This window comes from Nocardia sp. NPDC050710 (assembly GCF_040654375.1).
In the GTDB taxonomy this organism is placed as follows: domain Bacteria; phylum Actinomycetota; class Actinomycetes; order Mycobacteriales; family Mycobacteriaceae; genus Nocardia.
On the sequence record NZ_JBFAHV010000001.1, the window covers coordinates 610,321 to 626,103 of the forward strand.

Below are 15,783 nucleotides of genomic sequence, written 5' to 3' on the forward strand. Positions count from 1 at the left end.
CGACCGCCAGGGCACGCCGCGAAGAACCGACGCCGCGTATCCCGGCCGATATCTCATGCGGCGCTCCCATTCGGCGAATCCGTACCACGCGCGGTGGATTCGGTGAACTCGCTGAAGCGCTGGTTCGTGTCGTGGATCCCGCTTTCCTTCTCGGACAAGGTGAACTCCATGTGGAACGGGATACCGGGGCGGCGGTCCTCACCGATCTTCAGCAGGAATTTGCCGGTACCGGGCGGCGAGGGCCGCTGCTGACCGGGTTTGAGCGCCTCGCCGGTCAACGCCTGTGGCGCGGACCATCCGGTCACCATTTCCTCCTCGGCCGAGGTGAACGGTACTGTGCTGTCCAGCCGCTTGACCTCCTCGGCGGGCAGCGCGCCGAAGATCTTGGCGCGGGCGCGTTCCAGGAAGCCGAGCGCCTTGGCGATGGCGGCCTCGGATCCGAGGGCCTGCAGATCCTTGATGGTGTGGCTGATCATGATCAGCGCGGTGGCGATGCTGCGCTGCAAACGGGTCAGTTCGTCGACCCGGTCCACCATGAAGTCACCGAGGCCGAGCACCTGCCACAGCTCGTCCATCACCACCTGGAAGTAGCGCTGCGGGCCGAGTTTCGCGTCGGCCAGCACATGCGCGGCCTCGACCGAGGCGAAGCCGTCGGCCCAACAGGCCAGCATGACGGCGGCTTTGAGCTTCTTGTCGCCGGTCGGGATATGCGAGACATCGATGCAGACCGCGACCGCACCGGTGTCGATCGGCACCGTGGTCTGTCCGTTGAAGATCGCGCCGAACGGCCCCTGGGTCAGTGCGCGCAGCGAGCGGCGCAATCCCTTGATGGCGTTCTGGTATTCGTCGGGATTGTCGGCGCCCGCGTCGAGCATCAACTCCTCGCCGCCCGCCACGATCACCTCGAGCAGATTCTCCATAATGGGCGGCTGGTCGGGGGTGTAGCCGCTGCCCGGCTGATAGAGGATGCGCAGCCCGGTGGAGATCAACGTCTCCTCGTAATCGCGTACCCGAGCGCCGCGCACCAGTTCGACCAGACCGGCGATGAGCGTCACCTGCCGGGCCCGAAGATCTTGCAACACTTGCAGTTGCAGTGCCGGGAACTCGTCCAGCCGCGGCACCACCGAGCCGAGCACACCCGCGGCCAGCGGATTGAGCTTGCCGTGGCCGTAGCCGAGGTCGATGACCTGACCACCGACCAATTCCACCATCTTGCGGTAGTCCGGTTTGACGTCGGCCAGGATGAGCGGGGTAATGCCCTGGGCGATGCCGCCGAGCACGATCCGGCGCACCAGTGAGGACTTACCGAAACCGTTGAGGCCGAGCACGAACAGGCTGGGCGCGGTGATGAAACTGCCGCGCAGGAACCAGTTCATGGGATCGAAGCAGACCGGTGCGCCGGTGTGCAGGTGGGAACCGAGCGGAGTGCCGATCAGCGGCGCACCCGCGCCCACCGACCATGGCCACAGCCCCGCGACCTGGGCGGTGGTGGCCCGGTATTCGACCGGGCGGCCGACCACGTTCATCCGGCCGCCGCCCGCGCCCGCGTAACCGCGGTCGGTGAGTTGTGCCGTGCTGCGGTCGAATCCGTCCTCGAAGGTCTGCTCGGCACGCGCCGCGTAGTTGCGGCGGCGGATATCGTCGGTGCGCACCCGGAACGTTGCCCACGCGGCGCGCAGTCCCGAACCTTCGCGGCTGATCTGCTCCAGCTTGGACCGGGTGGCCTCGTCGAGCAGCGGCGGGCCGGATTGTTTGCGCTTGTCCGCCCTGGCCTTCGCCCGCCGCGCGGCCTTGTCCATGGGCGGGGTACCCATCGCGCGATCGGCGGCGTAATCAACCTTGTCCGGCCGCGGCAGCGGGCGGCCCGGCCTGCCGCCGTTGCGTGGCAACGGTGCACGATCGGGGCGCTGGGCGCCCATGCGATCCGGGCGCGCGGCGGCGGCACGGTCGGGACGCTGCTGCCCCCCGGCGCGATCGGGCCGGGCCGGACCGATGCGATCCGGCCGGACCGGGGCGCGATCCGAACGCGCCGCACCGGTGCGATCGGGTCGGGGCCCGCCGCGCTCCGAGCCGTCCCGGTCCGGCCGGGGCGCGGAACGCGACGCACCATCCCGGTCGGGTCGGGGCGCACCGTCGCGGGTGGACCTAGCGGGCGCACCATCGGCCCTGGTCCGGTCGGATCCTCGCTCACCACGGACGTTCTCACTCCTGGCGCGGTCGGCATGCACCCGATCGGCACGGACACCGTCGGCGCGCCCGGCCCCGGGCCGCGCCCGTCGCTCGGCCGCGTCCCTGGACGCCCTCCGCTCCCGATCGGATGCCTCGTCGACGCCCGTCCGCTCGTCGCCGCTCACGTCGGCTCGGGCCGGACGCCGCGGCCGATCAGGCATATCCTCGATGCCCGAGCGCTGCCCGCCACGTGGGCGCCCGACCTCGCCGACGAGCGGCGGCCGCTCGTCGAGCGCGGGACCGAACGGCCCGTCATCGGTGCCGGGCCCGAACGGAGCGGCATCGATGCCCGGTTCGAAGGGAACCTCGTCGGGCCCGACGCCGAACGGGACATCCTCGCGTCCGCTGCCGCTCCGGACCGGGACGCCGTCGCGCTCCTGTACGGGAGGCTCGTACTCACGTGCCATGAATCGCTCACCCCGCCAATGCCTTCGGAATTGTCGCGTGTTCCGGCAGGATCACCCCGCACCCGAGCGAGGCCGCGAAGGCCGCCGCCTGGTAGCGGTAGCACCGCCGGATCTTCAGGCGCGCCTGCGTGGACAGATCGCGCGTGATGGCTTCGATACGCGGCAGATCGCCGCGCAGGGGCTCGGTAATGGTCACCAGCGCCCCGAAGCGGGTCACACCGTGACCCCGGGCCTGTTCCTCTCGGGCCTGCTGGGTGGCGCCCACCCGCAGGGTCGCGGCGGCCGAGACGACGCCGCGTTCGCTCTGCTGCGCCACCAGCGCGTTCTTGAAATCGTCATCGACGATCTCGGCGGCATCGGCGGCCGAATGCGGCCGGTACACGATGGCGATACGTTTGCGCGGCACCTCCGGATTCGGCGCGAGCAGCCGCTGCAGCACCCGCTCGTCCACCGCGCCCTCGGGAGCGGCGTCCATTTCCCAGGTGACCGAACGGCCGCCGTCATGGACCAGATGATCCCACTTCTCGTCGTGTGAGACCGGACCGGCGTCGGCCCAATCCAGGCCGTGCCCTCCGGGTTCGGAGGCCGCGACCTCGAGGTCGGCCTGCGAGGCGGGGTCGTAGCTGCGCCGGATGAACGAGATCACCTCGTCCGCCGACATCGGCTGGGCGCGCACACCCGCCTCGGCGAGTGCCGCGCAGATGCCGGGCAGCCTGCGACCGATCTCGACGGCTTCCTCGGCCGGGTTCTTACGGCGCTCGGCGGTGGTGGCCTTGAACGTGATCGCGACCCGGGGCAGCAACTGCACCCGCTCCTGCGGCAGTTCGGTGGCGAGCTCGTACATCACCTGCTGGGCCAGCTCCGGCGCCTCCGGCCTGGTGATGGTGGAAACCTCGGTGAGCAAACGGTTTCCGGTCTCCGGCACGGTGTCGATGACCGGGACCACCGCGATGATGTCACTGGTCTGGCCGACCGAGGCGAGGAAGGTGCCCCACGCCGAAACCCAGCGGTCGATCACCGGCTGGTCGACGGCCTCATGACCCTGCGGCCAGGCCCGCAGCACCACGGTGTACTGCGCGAACTGTGGTAGGTGGATCATGCCGAAGCTGTAACCGCCCGCGTCGATGCCCTCGTACAGCTTCGACGGCGCCAGCAGGCCCGGCAGCCGGGTGACCCCGCCCGGGATACGGGAGAACCGGCCACCCCGGTACACGTGCTCGCCACGATTACGCGAACGCATCCAGTTGAACATCATCAATCCCGTCTCGTAGCCGGAGCGGCCCCCGGTCCGCCACACCAGTGGAACCATGATCACCACGCCGGTGCCGCCGACGATCAGACCCCATTGGAAACCGGCGGCCATCGCGGTGATCAGCGCCGTGATCACGACCACGAAGCCGATGACGGTCTCCTCCCAGCGCAGGCCGAAAAGACCTGCGCTGCGGGGCTTCTGCCACAAGCCGTACGAGCGGCGCTCGTAGGTGTCAGTCATCGTCATCGCGGAATGGTGCTCCTCCCGAGGTCGGGCGAGCGATTCGCCCAGCGGTCACCGGCGACATCGCCCATGGTTTCGTCGGCCCGGCTCAGCCCGCTGGTCGCGGCGCGTGCCGCACCGATCCGCCCCGCGGCGCTGGCCGCACCGGAGGGTACTCCGGCCGCGCCGCCGGGCCCGGAGGCGCGCGGTGGTTGACCGCTACCGCCGCCACCGCCGCCACCGCCGCGCGGCGGAGGCGTCGGACGCGGACCGCCGCCGCGCGGACCGGCACCACCGGGGCGCGGGCCCGCGCCGCCACCGGCGACGTAACCCGGCGAGCCCGCGGTCGCGGTGGACTTCACGGCGACCGCCTTGGTACCCATGGCGCCCAGCGCCGCCGCGGCGACGAGGGTACCGCCCGCCGCGGTGAGACCGGAACCACCCGAACCGACGATCGCGACCGCCGGGGTGACCAGGCGCATCAGCGCGGGCAGCACGAACGCGACACTGCACAGCAGCACGATCGCGACCAGCATGCGCTGCGCCTCTTCACCTTCCGGCAGCCCGCTGGTCGGGGTGAGCGAATCCACGTGGCCCGCGGTGGTGAACGCGATCATGTAGACGATGGCCGCGACCGGCTTGTACAGCATGAACGCGATGATCCAGCCGACCAGCTTCTGGTAGGACTGCTTACCGGTGTTCATCCCCGAGGCCGCGGCCGCCAGCGGCAGCACACCCGCCGCGACGAGCAACAGGCCCTGCCGGACGATGGCCAGCACGATCTGAGCGAGCGCGCCGAGCAGGCCGACGATCGCGATGATCAGCACCAGACCCGGCGAGAAGGCCTGCAGCTTACTGGTTTTCACCATCAGCTCGGCGAGGTCCTTGGCATTGCCATTGGTCGCGTCGGTAATCACCCATTCGGAGAAGCGATCCGAGGCCTGGGTACCCGCCACCACGATGGCGCCGAGCATCCACGAACTGAATACGACCCGGGCGAACATGCGGAACGATTCGGCCGCTTCGCTCACCGCGGCACCGCGTCTGGCCTCGGCCAGGCGCGCTCCGGTCAGGATGACCGAGGCGATGAGCAGCAATATCTGTATCTGATAGGTGTAATCGTTGATCTTGGTGAACAACGATCCATTATCGCTGGCCGCCTCGTTCGGCACCTTCATCCAGAACGTCAACGCCAGGATGATGGCCTCACCGAGGCCCTTCATCAGCGAGTCGACGACCTTGCCGAAGGTCGAATCCCACGCCTTGTCCTTGACCGCGGTCGCCGCGTCGCCGGGGTGCGAGGCGGCATTGCCCGCCTTGCACGCGGCCGACGCGGCATCACCGAGTGAGAACCCCGGCAGGCCAACGTCATCGAGCGTGTCGTGAATCTCATTGCACGTATCGTCGAAGCCGTAGGTCTGGCCGTAGGCCACAGTCGGTGTCGCGATCATCACCGTGAAGACGACCGCGAAAATCGTAAGGACCCGCCTCACCATTTTGTCCACCCATCGATCGAGTCGATCGTCTCGAGCGGTTGTGCATCGCTCGCGGACGACTTGAGTTTCCAACCACCGTCACGCCACACCACATTGAGTCTCATTGCCACCCAACTACGCCCGCCGTGCAAGAAGTCACGGGTCTTTCGGGCGATACGAACCACAGCGGAATCTTCACCATAACTTTCGATTCGGAAGGCATCTGATGCGAACAACAGGGGTTTGATCTTCTCGGGTAACTCGGTGGGCACTCTGCCCTCGGTGATGTTCCGGTCACGCTCGGCGATCTCCTCGGGGGTGAGGATGACCAGCTGCTGCCACAACGCCCGGTCTGTCGGGCGCGCTGCGGTGCGCCAGTAGATCTGCTCGGCTGCCAGCGCCGCTCCCCGTGGGGTCCGGCCGAACCCCACAGGCACGTCGTTCACAATTCGGTCCGGACCATCCGTGGTGGAAAACGGAATCACCGGGCCGCCGTAAACGCGCTGCCAGCCGCCCTGTTGATTCGTCCCACCCGGGGCCGCCGTCAGCCATTCCGGGTGCACCGCTTTCAGCTGCGATGGTGACTGCGGAAGCGCTTGCCCGGCAGGACTACTGGGAATATCGAAACGGTGCCCGAAGGAGTCCAGCTCCGAGCCGACGAATCCCGCCGAACCCGGTGCAGCGCTCCCGGGCGCACTCTCCGAAGCTGTAGCCGTCATCGACACCTCGTCACCGCGAGAGTCGTTGTCACGCACCGCGGTCACCGTAATGGCGATCGCGATCACCACCGCGAGAATCGCTCCGGCGCCGAAGAGCGCCAGCGGTGAGCGGGTGGTCCCGGATCCGGGGCCCCGGCTCACCACCTGGTCCACCCTTGCAGCGATTCGATGTACTCGGTCTGGGCGCTGTTGGAGGTGGACGGTTTGAGCCGCCAGTCCCCCGCATCCCACACCATCACCAAACGCAGTGCCGCCCAGAGCTGTTTGCCGTCGATCACCGGCCCACGCGAGGCGAAGCGGATGATGGCGAGGTCATCGGCGTAGTTCTCCACCTTGAAGGCATCCGAGGCGACGAAGTATCGAGTGATCTTCTCCGGCTGCTGTTTCGGCAGCCGATTCTCGTCCAGGGCCTTGTCGTAGGCGGCGATCTGCTGTGCTGAGACCCGCACCTGACGCAGGTACAGGTCACGGTCGGCGGGGCGTGCGTTGAGCCGGTAGGTGATCTGGGCCGCGGCCAGTACGGCGCCCTGCGGGGTGTGCGAATAACCAACGGCCAGACCGTCTTCGATGCGGGTGGGGCCGTCGGAGGTGGAGAACGGTACCGACGCTCCGTATACCCGCTGCCAGCCGTGCGGTGCAGTCGTCCCCTCGGGTGCGCCGGTCAGCCAGTCGGGGTCCGAGGATTTGCGCTGGCGTACGGGATCCTGCGAAAGCGGCTGGCCGGCAGGATTGTTCGGGATATCGATGCGCCTACCGAAGATGTCGACCTCGGGCTCGGCGAAACCCTCGCCCCCGGTCGTCGCGGTGGCCGAGGTGCCGTCGCCACCGGCGGAATCGTCACGCCCGATATACATCACGATGCCGACGACCACGATGAGTGCCAGCAGGGCCGCGGACGCGATGACACCGAAGGAGACACGCTCGCGCGCGTAGGGCTCCTTCTGACTCACTTCGGTGCCTCCAATGTCACGATGTCGTCGGGCAGTACGTCGATGGCCTCAACGGGCCGGGTGGTCGAGTTCGGATCGGGCAGTCGCAATCTCCAGTCTTTCTGGAACCATTCGACGGTGGTGTGGTTCACCGCCTTCGAACCGTCGGAGTACTCGGTGTAGATGTCCACCGCGGTCCGCTGTTCGGTGTAGTCGGTGATCTTGTAGCCGAGCAATCTCGGCGTGTACTCGGCCGCCGCGGGCCCGGTGATGGACAGTTGCAACCGATTCACCGACCACTCGTCGCGGGCGGGGCCCGGCACGACCTCCTCGGCCACCACCCTCGCCCACTGGTTGTCAGCGGCCACCGACAATCGCACCGTGTGGGTGATCGCGGCGACCGCGGCGCCGGGCGGCGAATGGTCGAAATCGGTTGCGGCGCCGCCCTCGAACGATCGGGGTCCTTGATCGGCCGACGGCAACGCCACGCCCTGGAAGTCCTGCCATCGCACGTTGGTCGGCGCCGCGGCCGGATTCGGCGCGGCACCGTCACCGTCCGCGCCGCAACCCGTCACCGCGAACAGCGCGGCGCCGAAGACGCTCACCGCGGGCTTGTGGAACGCACGCCAACCGGCGGTACCGCGTGGCACCGGATGTGACCGCATCACTGTGGAATTCATGTCAGGGCCGTCCCCGTCAGGTACCGGACGCTCACGTCGGCAGGAAAGCCAACGCGATCCCCGAGGCGGTGCTCGCCACCGTGGCGCCGAGCAGGCTCATCAACACCCCGTGCGAGGCGTCGTTCGCCGCCAGATCGCTGCGGAAGGCGATCCACAGCCGGCCCGCGGACAGGATCATCCATGCCAGGCACACCAGGAGCACGAACCACAGCAGCCAATTGAGCAGCTGCATCAGCGGTTCGAGTACATCGGACGGCATCTGCTTGTAGGCGAGCAGCTCGCTCGCCGTGTGTCGCACGCTGGACATGGCCGACATCACGTGCCGATGACAGCGTTCATGATGGTGCCGGCACTGGTGGCGACCACGCCGCCGATCATGGCGCCCGCCACCATCTTCGGCGATTCCAGCCCGCCGCCGGTCCACTTCTCCCACGCGAACTTGCCGCCCGCGTAGGTGATGCCGCAGATGCCGGACAGCAGCACGAACCAGGTCAGGTACCGGACCAGCTGCAGGATCTTCTCCGAGCCAGGGGGCGCCTCGGGTGTCGGGTTACCGACTTGCGCGAGAACGGTGCCGTACGTGTCCTGCACGGCGAGGAGAATCATGCTCATCGGCTGCCTTTCTCGGAAGTGTGAATCAGGGATATCGACTGCGTGGACCGCGCGGCCGCGGTGGGGCAGATCACAGCTCCTCCTCGTCGAAAGACGAACGGGCGTCGAGCTTTTCGCGCACCACCGCAACAATATCGGCGCCGAGTTCGCGGACCTCGAGCGGGACCTCCTCGAGCGGATCGATCTTGCGCTTCTTCTCCGGCATCGGATCACCCGGCGACCACACCGGCAACTGTTCCGGCTCGACCAGAGTCCATTCCTCGTACCACGGCACCTGCCACAGCGGACCCGCCAGCGAGCCGACCACGTCGCGGTAGCGCCGGATCTCCGCGGGGATTCTGCCGGGGCGGGCGGCGACCGTGAGCAGGCCGAGCACCTCGGAGGGACCGCCGAAGCCGAAATGGTGCTGGCGCAGTAGATCGTGAGCACGAGTCAGACCCGCGATGGTCTCCCTGGCCACCAGCACGACAAAGGGGGATTCACGCTCGAAGACGCCGGGCCAGCGGCGGCTCGAATCCGCCGCGGGCGCAAGCACATGCGCGAGCGTAGTGGCTCCGGCACCGCCGTGCACGCCGAGCAACCAGACCAGCGGCGCCCGGCCGACACCGGGCACCGGGCGGTCCCAGACGGGGGCGCGCCGGGCCTCCGGCGGGGCGACCACGCCTGCCGGTTGTGGATCGTTTTTGCGACGAAGTTTCATAGCGGCGGTCATGATGCCACCCCCGCGAGCAGCTGTCCGTAGGCCCGGCGCGTCTCGGCGGCCAGTGAGGCGTGCCGGACGAGCTCTCCGCGCGCCAGATGCGGATCATAGGGAATTTCCCTGATATCGCGGACCCAGCCGGAAAGATGTTCGCGCAAATGGTCGGCTACGCGCGCATCGGAGCCGGGATACTGATGCGAGATGACGACGGTGGTGTCGCCGACGATCCCGCCACCCTGCCCCTCGGTCCCGTCACCGAACTGGTCATCGAGCCATTCCAGACTCACTCGGAGCCGGTTCGCGGCGTCGGCGCGGGCCGGAATGGCAAGTACCAGAGCGACATCCGCGTCATCCAACAGCGGACGCAGTTGACGTCCGGCAATCGGATTTCCGCCGTCGTAGACCGCGGTGAATCCGGCGTCGTGCACCGCCCGTGCGACGGTCAGATAGGTGGCGCGGCGGCGCAGCGGGGCCGCGTCGCGCCACAGCAGCCCGATGCCCGAAGTCGCCAGCGACAGACACTCCTTCAGCGGAGCGGGGTCGTCGTCACCGCGTCCGTACAACCACGATTGCAGGCTGATCGGATGCAAGTGTTCGTCGGCGCCGCGCAGCGCCAGATCGCCGCCCGCCGCGGTGGCGTCCACCGCCACCGTCGGGGTCCCCGCCATCCCGAGCTCGCCCGCGATACCGAGCGCCGTGGTGGTGGTTCCCGCACCACCGCAGCCGCCGACCACCAGAATCGGCCGCTGCGTGGGTTCGGCGTCCACGCCGTCGCCATCCCGTTTGCCGCGCCGTAGCCGTAGCACCGGAGCCTTAGACCGCACTTGTCGACCCGACGATCCGCCCTCCTCGGGCGCCTCGTCGAGCCAGCGGCTCCAGTCCTCTCCCATCGTTCTCAGCTCTCCTTTATCCGGCCGCGATACCCGTGATCAGGGTGCGGCCGCCGATCACCGCGGTGGTGACCGTCTGCTTGTTGTACGTGGCCGGGACGCCACCCGGCCGGTATTCGGTGACCTCCACCGAATACTTGTTGTCGGCGATCGTCAGGACCCGCACGCAATGCGTGGTGCCCGCCGGGATGGAGTCGATACCGCGCTGGATCACCTCGGCGGGCGAAATCGCGGCGTCCGGCGCGACGATCGCCCTGGCCTGCTCGCCGGAGCGCTCGACGTAATAGGCGTACTGGAAGGCCAGCACCGCGTCGGGGCCGGATTCCGTACCGCCCGGATCGGCGCTGCGCACCAAGCCCGCGCCGCGTTCGGTCGGGCAGTCCGCGATCGGCCCGGACTGCACACTGCCCGCGGTGAATTGCATCGACGCGGGACCAGAGCCCGCCGCTCCGCGTTCCCCGGAGGACTGGAGTAACCAGAGCGCGATTGCACCGGCCAGCGCCAGTAGCAGCACGGCCGCGACCAGCACGAGTAAGACCCGGGTGCGGCGGGATCCCGGATGCTCGCGCGCGGCTGTGCGCAGCGCCGGGGTCGAGCGGGTGCGTGGCTCGTCGTGGTGGTCGTCCTCGTCGAAGTCGTCCTCGGGCCACGGGAAGCGCACCGTGCTGCTCACCTGCGGGGCATAGTCGTCATACGGTCCGGGCGCGCGATCGGCCACCCAATCCGACCAGCCGCCGACGAATTCGCTGCGCCGCGCGGGCAGATCGGTGGGCACCTCGGCGCGGGCGCGGGCCTCCTCGGGATCCTCTTCGCGAATGTAGTGCGGATACCGGGCCGGGCCCTCCTCGTCACCCGGCGGCGGCGAACTCGCCTCGTCCTGCCCGGCGGGTGCGGGTGCGCCCGTCTCCGGCTCGAGCGCGCCGTACCAGCGCGACAGCTGTTTGTACGACTTCAACATTCCCCCCTTCCCGCAGAGCCGGGCACGTGGTGTCGCATCGTCGGACCTCTCGGCGATCAGTTCGTGGAGAACGGGTAGGTGTTGTTGGCGGTGCCTGGTCGCTCGGTGGGCGGAATCGAGGTCGCGCCGCCGGATGAGGCGCCATCGGCTCCTGTCCCGAACGGAAATTGTCCCGTACCGGACGAATTCGGCGTAGTCGACGCGCCGGAACTCTCTTCGAAGAATCCGGGCGCCGGCTTGTTACCCTGTACGGCGGCCCCGCTGCCGAATTGTCCGGCCAGATCTCGTGCCACCGCCGCGAACCAGTCGGCCACGTATCGGGTCGGCGCGTCGCCGTTCGCGGCGACCGCCGCGGTGCTGTAGGCGCCGTGCCGCTGCACGGTGTCCCAGTACCGCACCCAGGTGGTGACATTCAGCAGTTCACTGTTATCGGTGATGTTCTGGACGACCGCGTCGAAGGCCTGGGTAACCAGTCGCGACACCGTGGTCGGCGGAATCAGCTGCGGGATCGCACCCAGCAGCTTCGTCCCGAGCAGCAGCAGTCCGGCCACAGGGTTCGACAGGCCCGCCGTGGCCAATTCGGAGATCGCGGCGGGGCTCAGCACCGTTCTCACCACCGTGGCAACGGCGTTCAGCCCGATCATGCCGACCTTCAGCAGCGCCTGTAGCGCACCGTTGACCTGCAGCGGGGTACGCGGATCGGAGGCGTCGGCAATGCGCTGGGAGATCGACTTCTTCGGCGCGAGCGACAGATTCGCCAGCGAGGTGCCCTGTACATCCTCGGTGGCGACCGCGGTCACCGTCTTGATCGATGTGTAGGCGAGCGCCTGCGCGATGGAGACCAGTGAGGCGATCGGATCGCCGCCGCTGAGGGTGGCTTGGCCCGCGACATTGGCGACGGCCTTCAGGATCGGCGCGCCCTCCGGCGCGTCGCATGCCAAATCACCTGCGGCACAGAAACTGGCCACTCGTCCAGTGAGTGCGGCGAAATTGACCGCCTGATCCCGCTCCGGGCCGATACCACCGCCCTCGGCGGGCGTCTGCGGCAGCCCGGCGAGGGTGGCGACCCGTTCCCCCGCGGTGCCCGGCGCCGGATCGGGGGTGTGTTTACCCGGCGAACCGGGGAACAACGGCGCACCCGGATTGCGGGTGGGGTCGGCGAACAAGGCGACCGCCGCGACCTTCTCCGCCGGAATCACCCCGGCCCCCCGGCCGACCTCCTGTGCGAACACCGAGGCCACGTGCGCGCCCTGGGAATATCCGACGATGGCGAATCGGGTGTCGGCGCAGCGGTCCGCGACCTGTTTGGCCATGCCGCGTAGTCGGACGAGCCCGCCGATGACCGATTCCGCATATGGCGTGGCGCCTTTGGCGTCCACGCCCCCGAAGGACGACTCGTAGGGGACATACGCCCGATCGACCAGTCCGGGCTCGGCGGCTTTGGCCAGCATGGGCCGGAAAACCGTGGAGAGCATGCCGGTGTCGGTACTCGGCGCCGCGTCCGGTGATGATTCCCCTGTGCCCTGAACTCCCAAGGCGTACAATGCCGGACACGTATCGATGGACAGATTCGTCGATGGCCCAGCGGGATTCGCCGGTTGCGCGACGGCGGATCCGGTGGCGGGTAGGGTCGCCACAGCAACGGCGATTGCGACCAGCATCCCCGAGGTTCGTGCCGTGTACATAGTCATAGCGATCCGCAATCAATCCCGTGTTGCCGCAGCTACCCTCAACGCCATGAAACGCATTAGACGGTAACAGATTCCAGCTATGACCGCCGAAGCGGCGAAAACTTTCCACGAAACGCCGAAATGCACTCGGCACCGAGCGGCGTGGCAGCGATCCAGTCCCGGCAAGTTTCCGCTCGCCGGAACCGAGCCGCAACCGCGCGGCGATCAGCTCGACACACCGAATATGGTGTCGCGCCGGACAACTGGAGACACGAACCGTGCCGGCCGCGCCCACCCGGCGCCCATACCGGACGTATCGCCGATCACCTGATTCGCGCTAATCCATAGCAACACAAAACTTCACAGACTGAGCACGTCGAATCGGCAACGGATACCAAGAAGATGGCCGCCCGGGAAATCCGGGCGACCATTTCTCTACCGACAAATCGGATTCTTTCAGGTGGCCGAGGTGACGCGGTAGACGTCGTAGACGCCCTCCACGTTGCGCACCACATTGAGCAAGTGGCCCAAATGCTTCGGGTCGCCCATCTCGAAGGTGAACTTGCTGATCGCGACCCGATCGCCGTGCGTGGCAACGGAGGCGGACAGGATATTCACCTTCTCGTCGGCGAGCACCTTGGTCACGTCCGAGAGCAGGCGGGTGCGGTCCAGCGCCTCGATCTGGATGGCGACGAGGAAGACCGAGGAGGGCGAGGGCGCCCACTCCACGTCGATGATGCGCTCGGCCTGCTCGCGCAGTGACCCGGCATTGGTGCAGTCGGTGCGGTGCACACTGACCGCTCCACCGCGGGTCACGAAGCCCATGATCTCGTCGCCGGGCACCGGCGTGCAGCACTTGGCCAGCTTGGCGACGGTGCCGGGAGCGCCTGGGATCAGCACGCCCGCGTCACCGGTGGTGCGCTGCCTGGCCGGGGTGGTCGACGGGGTGGAGCGCTCGGCCAGCTCGTTCTCCACGTCACCGATGCCGCCGAGCTGGGCCATCAACCGCTGCACCACATGATGCGCGGATACCTGGTGCTCACCGACGGCGGTGTAGAGCGTGGAGATGTCGGTGTAGTGCAGTTCGTGCGCGACCGCGGTCATCGCGTCCACGCTCATCAATCGCTGCAACGGCAGCCCGACCCTGCGGACCTCCTTGGAGATCTGCTCCTTGCCGTTTTCGAGGGCCTCCTCGCGACGCTCCTTGGCGAACCACTGCCGGATCTTGGCCTTGGCGCGCGGGGAGACGACGAAGTTCTGCCAGTCCCGGCTCGGGCCCGCGTTCTGCGCCTTGGAGGTGAAAACCTCTACCACTTCACCGTTTTCGAGCTGACGCTCCAGCGCGACCAAGCGGCCGTTGACCCGGGCGCCGATGCATTTGTGACCGACCTCGGTATGCACCGCGTAGGCGAAGTCGACCGGGGTCGACTTCTGCGGCAGCGTGATCACATCGCCCTTCGGGGTGAAGACGAAGATCTCCGGCGACTTCAGGTCGAAGCGCAGCGACTCCAGGAATTCGGCGGGGTCCGCGGCCTCGCGCTGCCAGTCGAGCAGCTGGCGCATCCACGCCATATCGTCGACTTCGGTGCTGTCGTTGGAGTGCTTGCCGCGGGTCTCCTTGTAGCGCCAGTGCGCGGCGATGCCGAATTCGGCCGTGCGGTGCATGTCCTGGGTACGGATCTGCACCTCCAGCGGCTTACCGTCCGGGCCGACCACCGTGGTGTGCAACGACTGGTACACGCCGTAGCGCGGCTGCGCGATGTAATCCTTGAAGCGACCCGCCATCGGCTGCCACAGCGAATGCACCACGCCGACCGCGGCGTAGCAGTCGCGTACCTCGTCGCAGAGGATGCGGATGCCGACCAGATCATGGATATCGTCGAAGTCCTTACCCTTGACGATCATCTTCTGGTAGATCGACCAGTAGTGCTTCGGGCGACCCTCGACGATCGCGTTGATCCGCGACGCCGCAAGGGTATTCACGATCTCGGCGCGCACCTTGGCGAGGTACGTGTCACGCGACGGCGCGCGGTCGGCGACCAGGCGCACGATCTCGTCGTACTTCTTCGGGTGCAGGATCGCGAACGCGAGGTCCTCGAGCTCCCATTTGACGGTCGCCATGCCGAGACGATGCGCCAGCGGGGCGATGACCTCGAGTGTCTCCTTGGCCTTCTTGGCCTGCTTCTCCGGCGGCAGGAAACGCATGGTGCGCATGTTGTGCAGCCGGTCGGCGACCTTGATCACCAGCACACGCGGGTCTCGCGCCATCGCGATGATCATCTTGCGGATGGTCTCCGCCTCGGCGGCCGCGCCCAGATTGACCTTGTCCAGTTTGGTGACGCCGTCCACCAGGTGCGCGACCTCGGTACCGAAGTCCGCGGTCAGCTGTTCCAGCGAGTACCCGGTGTCCTCGACCGTATCGTGCAGCAGCGCCGCCACCAGCGTCGTCGTATCCATGCCCAGTTCGGCCAAGATGTTGGCGACCGCGAGCGGATGGGTGATGTACGGGTCACCCGACTTACGGAACTGGTGCGCGTGCCGTTCGTCGGCGACGTCGAAAGCGCGCTGCAACAGCGTCAGATTCGCCTTCGGATACAGCTCGCGGTGTACCGACGCCAACGGCTCCAGCACGGGTTTGACGGCCGCGATGCCGCGCTGACCGGTCATCCGACGCGCCAGGCGGGCACGCACCCGACGCGAGGCCGAGGTCGGCACGGCGGCCGAGGTGCCGGGCTGACGTTGCGGGACGCTGTTCGGCGTCGGCCGGGGTGCGGGAGCACCGTCGGGGGTGGCCGCGACACCCTTCGACGGCGAGGTCGACTTTGCCGATTGCTCGACATTCGCCTCGCCCAGATGCTGAGTCATGCCACCACCTCTCCACGCCGCGACCGACCACCCTAGCCGACCGCTGCAACCGCCCAGACCACAACTTTAGTCCGGTCACCGAACCTACGTCCGATCAGCGGTTGCCGATGTCACGGAGGTGTGATCACCCGCGTGCTCGAGAACCCCCGCATTCACCTTCACGGTAGTGCCGGTG

Annotated in this window: 13 protein-coding genes; all 13 read right to left on the minus strand. The window is 67.8% G+C overall.

The genetic code is table 11. The features are described from left to right. Positions 1–53 precede the first annotated feature (53 nt). The 13 genes from AB0H61_RS02800 to AB0H61_RS02860 all read right to left on the minus strand — a co-directional run bounded on the left by AB0H61_RS02800 (position 54) and on the right by AB0H61_RS02860 (position 15,608). Positions 54–2,636, minus strand: coding sequence for a hypothetical protein (locus AB0H61_RS02800; protein ID WP_357298392.1), 2,583 nt, complete (start codon positions 2,634–2,636; stop codon positions 54–56). Between the two features lie 7 nt (positions 2,637–2,643). Then, complete coding sequence (locus AB0H61_RS02805) at positions 2,644–4,134, minus strand: SCO6880 family protein (RefSeq protein WP_357298394.1); 1,491 nt, start codon at positions 4,132–4,134, stop codon at positions 2,644–2,646. Then, positions 4,131–5,606: a hypothetical protein gene (locus AB0H61_RS02810; RefSeq protein WP_357298396.1), complete on the minus strand. Its 1,476-nt coding sequence runs from the start codon at positions 5,604–5,606 to the stop codon at positions 4,131–4,133. Before AB0H61_RS02810 ends, AB0H61_RS02805 begins: the two co-directional genes overlap by 4 nt. Further along, the gene (locus AB0H61_RS02815; RefSeq protein WP_357298397.1) at positions 5,600–6,448 is read right to left on the minus strand and encodes a hypothetical protein; all 849 of its coding nucleotides are present in this window, start codon (positions 6,446–6,448) and stop codon (positions 5,600–5,602) included. Before AB0H61_RS02815 ends, AB0H61_RS02810 begins: the two co-directional genes overlap by 7 nt. Continuing rightward, a complete protein-coding gene (locus tag AB0H61_RS02820; protein ID WP_357298399.1) occupies positions 6,442–7,254 on the minus strand; it encodes a hypothetical protein in 813 nt (270 codons plus the stop codon). The genes AB0H61_RS02815 and AB0H61_RS02820 overlap by 7 nt, the downstream gene beginning before the upstream one ends. Then, positions 7,251–7,913 (minus strand): hypothetical protein, encoded by a 663-nt coding sequence (locus AB0H61_RS02825; protein WP_357298401.1) that lies wholly within the window; start codon positions 7,911–7,913, stop codon positions 7,251–7,253. The genes AB0H61_RS02820 and AB0H61_RS02825 overlap by 4 nt, the downstream gene beginning before the upstream one ends. Before the next feature lie 31 nt (positions 7,914–7,944). Further along, positions 7,945–8,220, minus strand: coding sequence for a hypothetical protein (locus AB0H61_RS02830; protein WP_357298402.1), 276 nt, complete (start codon positions 8,218–8,220; stop codon positions 7,945–7,947). Between the two features lie 8 nt (positions 8,221–8,228). Then, the gene (locus tag AB0H61_RS02835) at positions 8,229–8,525 is read right to left on the minus strand and encodes a hypothetical protein (protein ID WP_040692318.1); all 297 of its coding nucleotides are present in this window, start codon (positions 8,523–8,525) and stop codon (positions 8,229–8,231) included. 70 nt (positions 8,526–8,595) lie between these two features. Beyond that, positions 8,596–9,237 carry a hypothetical protein gene (locus AB0H61_RS02840; protein ID WP_357298404.1) on the minus strand — a complete coding sequence of 214 codons (642 nt, stop codon included), beginning with the start codon at positions 9,235–9,237 and terminating at the stop codon, positions 8,596–8,598. After that, positions 9,234–10,115 (minus strand): hypothetical protein, encoded by an 882-nt coding sequence (locus tag AB0H61_RS02845; protein WP_357298405.1) that lies wholly within the window; start codon positions 10,113–10,115, stop codon positions 9,234–9,236. The genes AB0H61_RS02840 and AB0H61_RS02845 overlap by 4 nt, the downstream gene beginning before the upstream one ends. 16 nt (positions 10,116–10,131) lie before the next feature. Continuing rightward, a complete protein-coding gene (locus AB0H61_RS02850; protein ID WP_357298407.1) occupies positions 10,132–11,073 on the minus strand; it encodes a hypothetical protein in 942 nt (313 codons plus the stop codon). Positions 11,074–11,129: 56 nt separating this feature from the next. Beyond that, entirely contained in the window at positions 11,130–12,548 is a 1,419-nt protein-coding gene (locus AB0H61_RS02855) for a cutinase family protein (protein ID WP_357298409.1), read from the minus strand. A gap of 651 nt (positions 12,549–13,199) precedes the next feature. Further along, a complete protein-coding gene (locus AB0H61_RS02860; protein WP_357298411.1) occupies positions 13,200–15,608 on the minus strand; it encodes a RelA/SpoT family protein in 2,409 nt (802 codons plus the stop codon). Positions 15,609–15,783 lie beyond the last annotated feature (175 nt).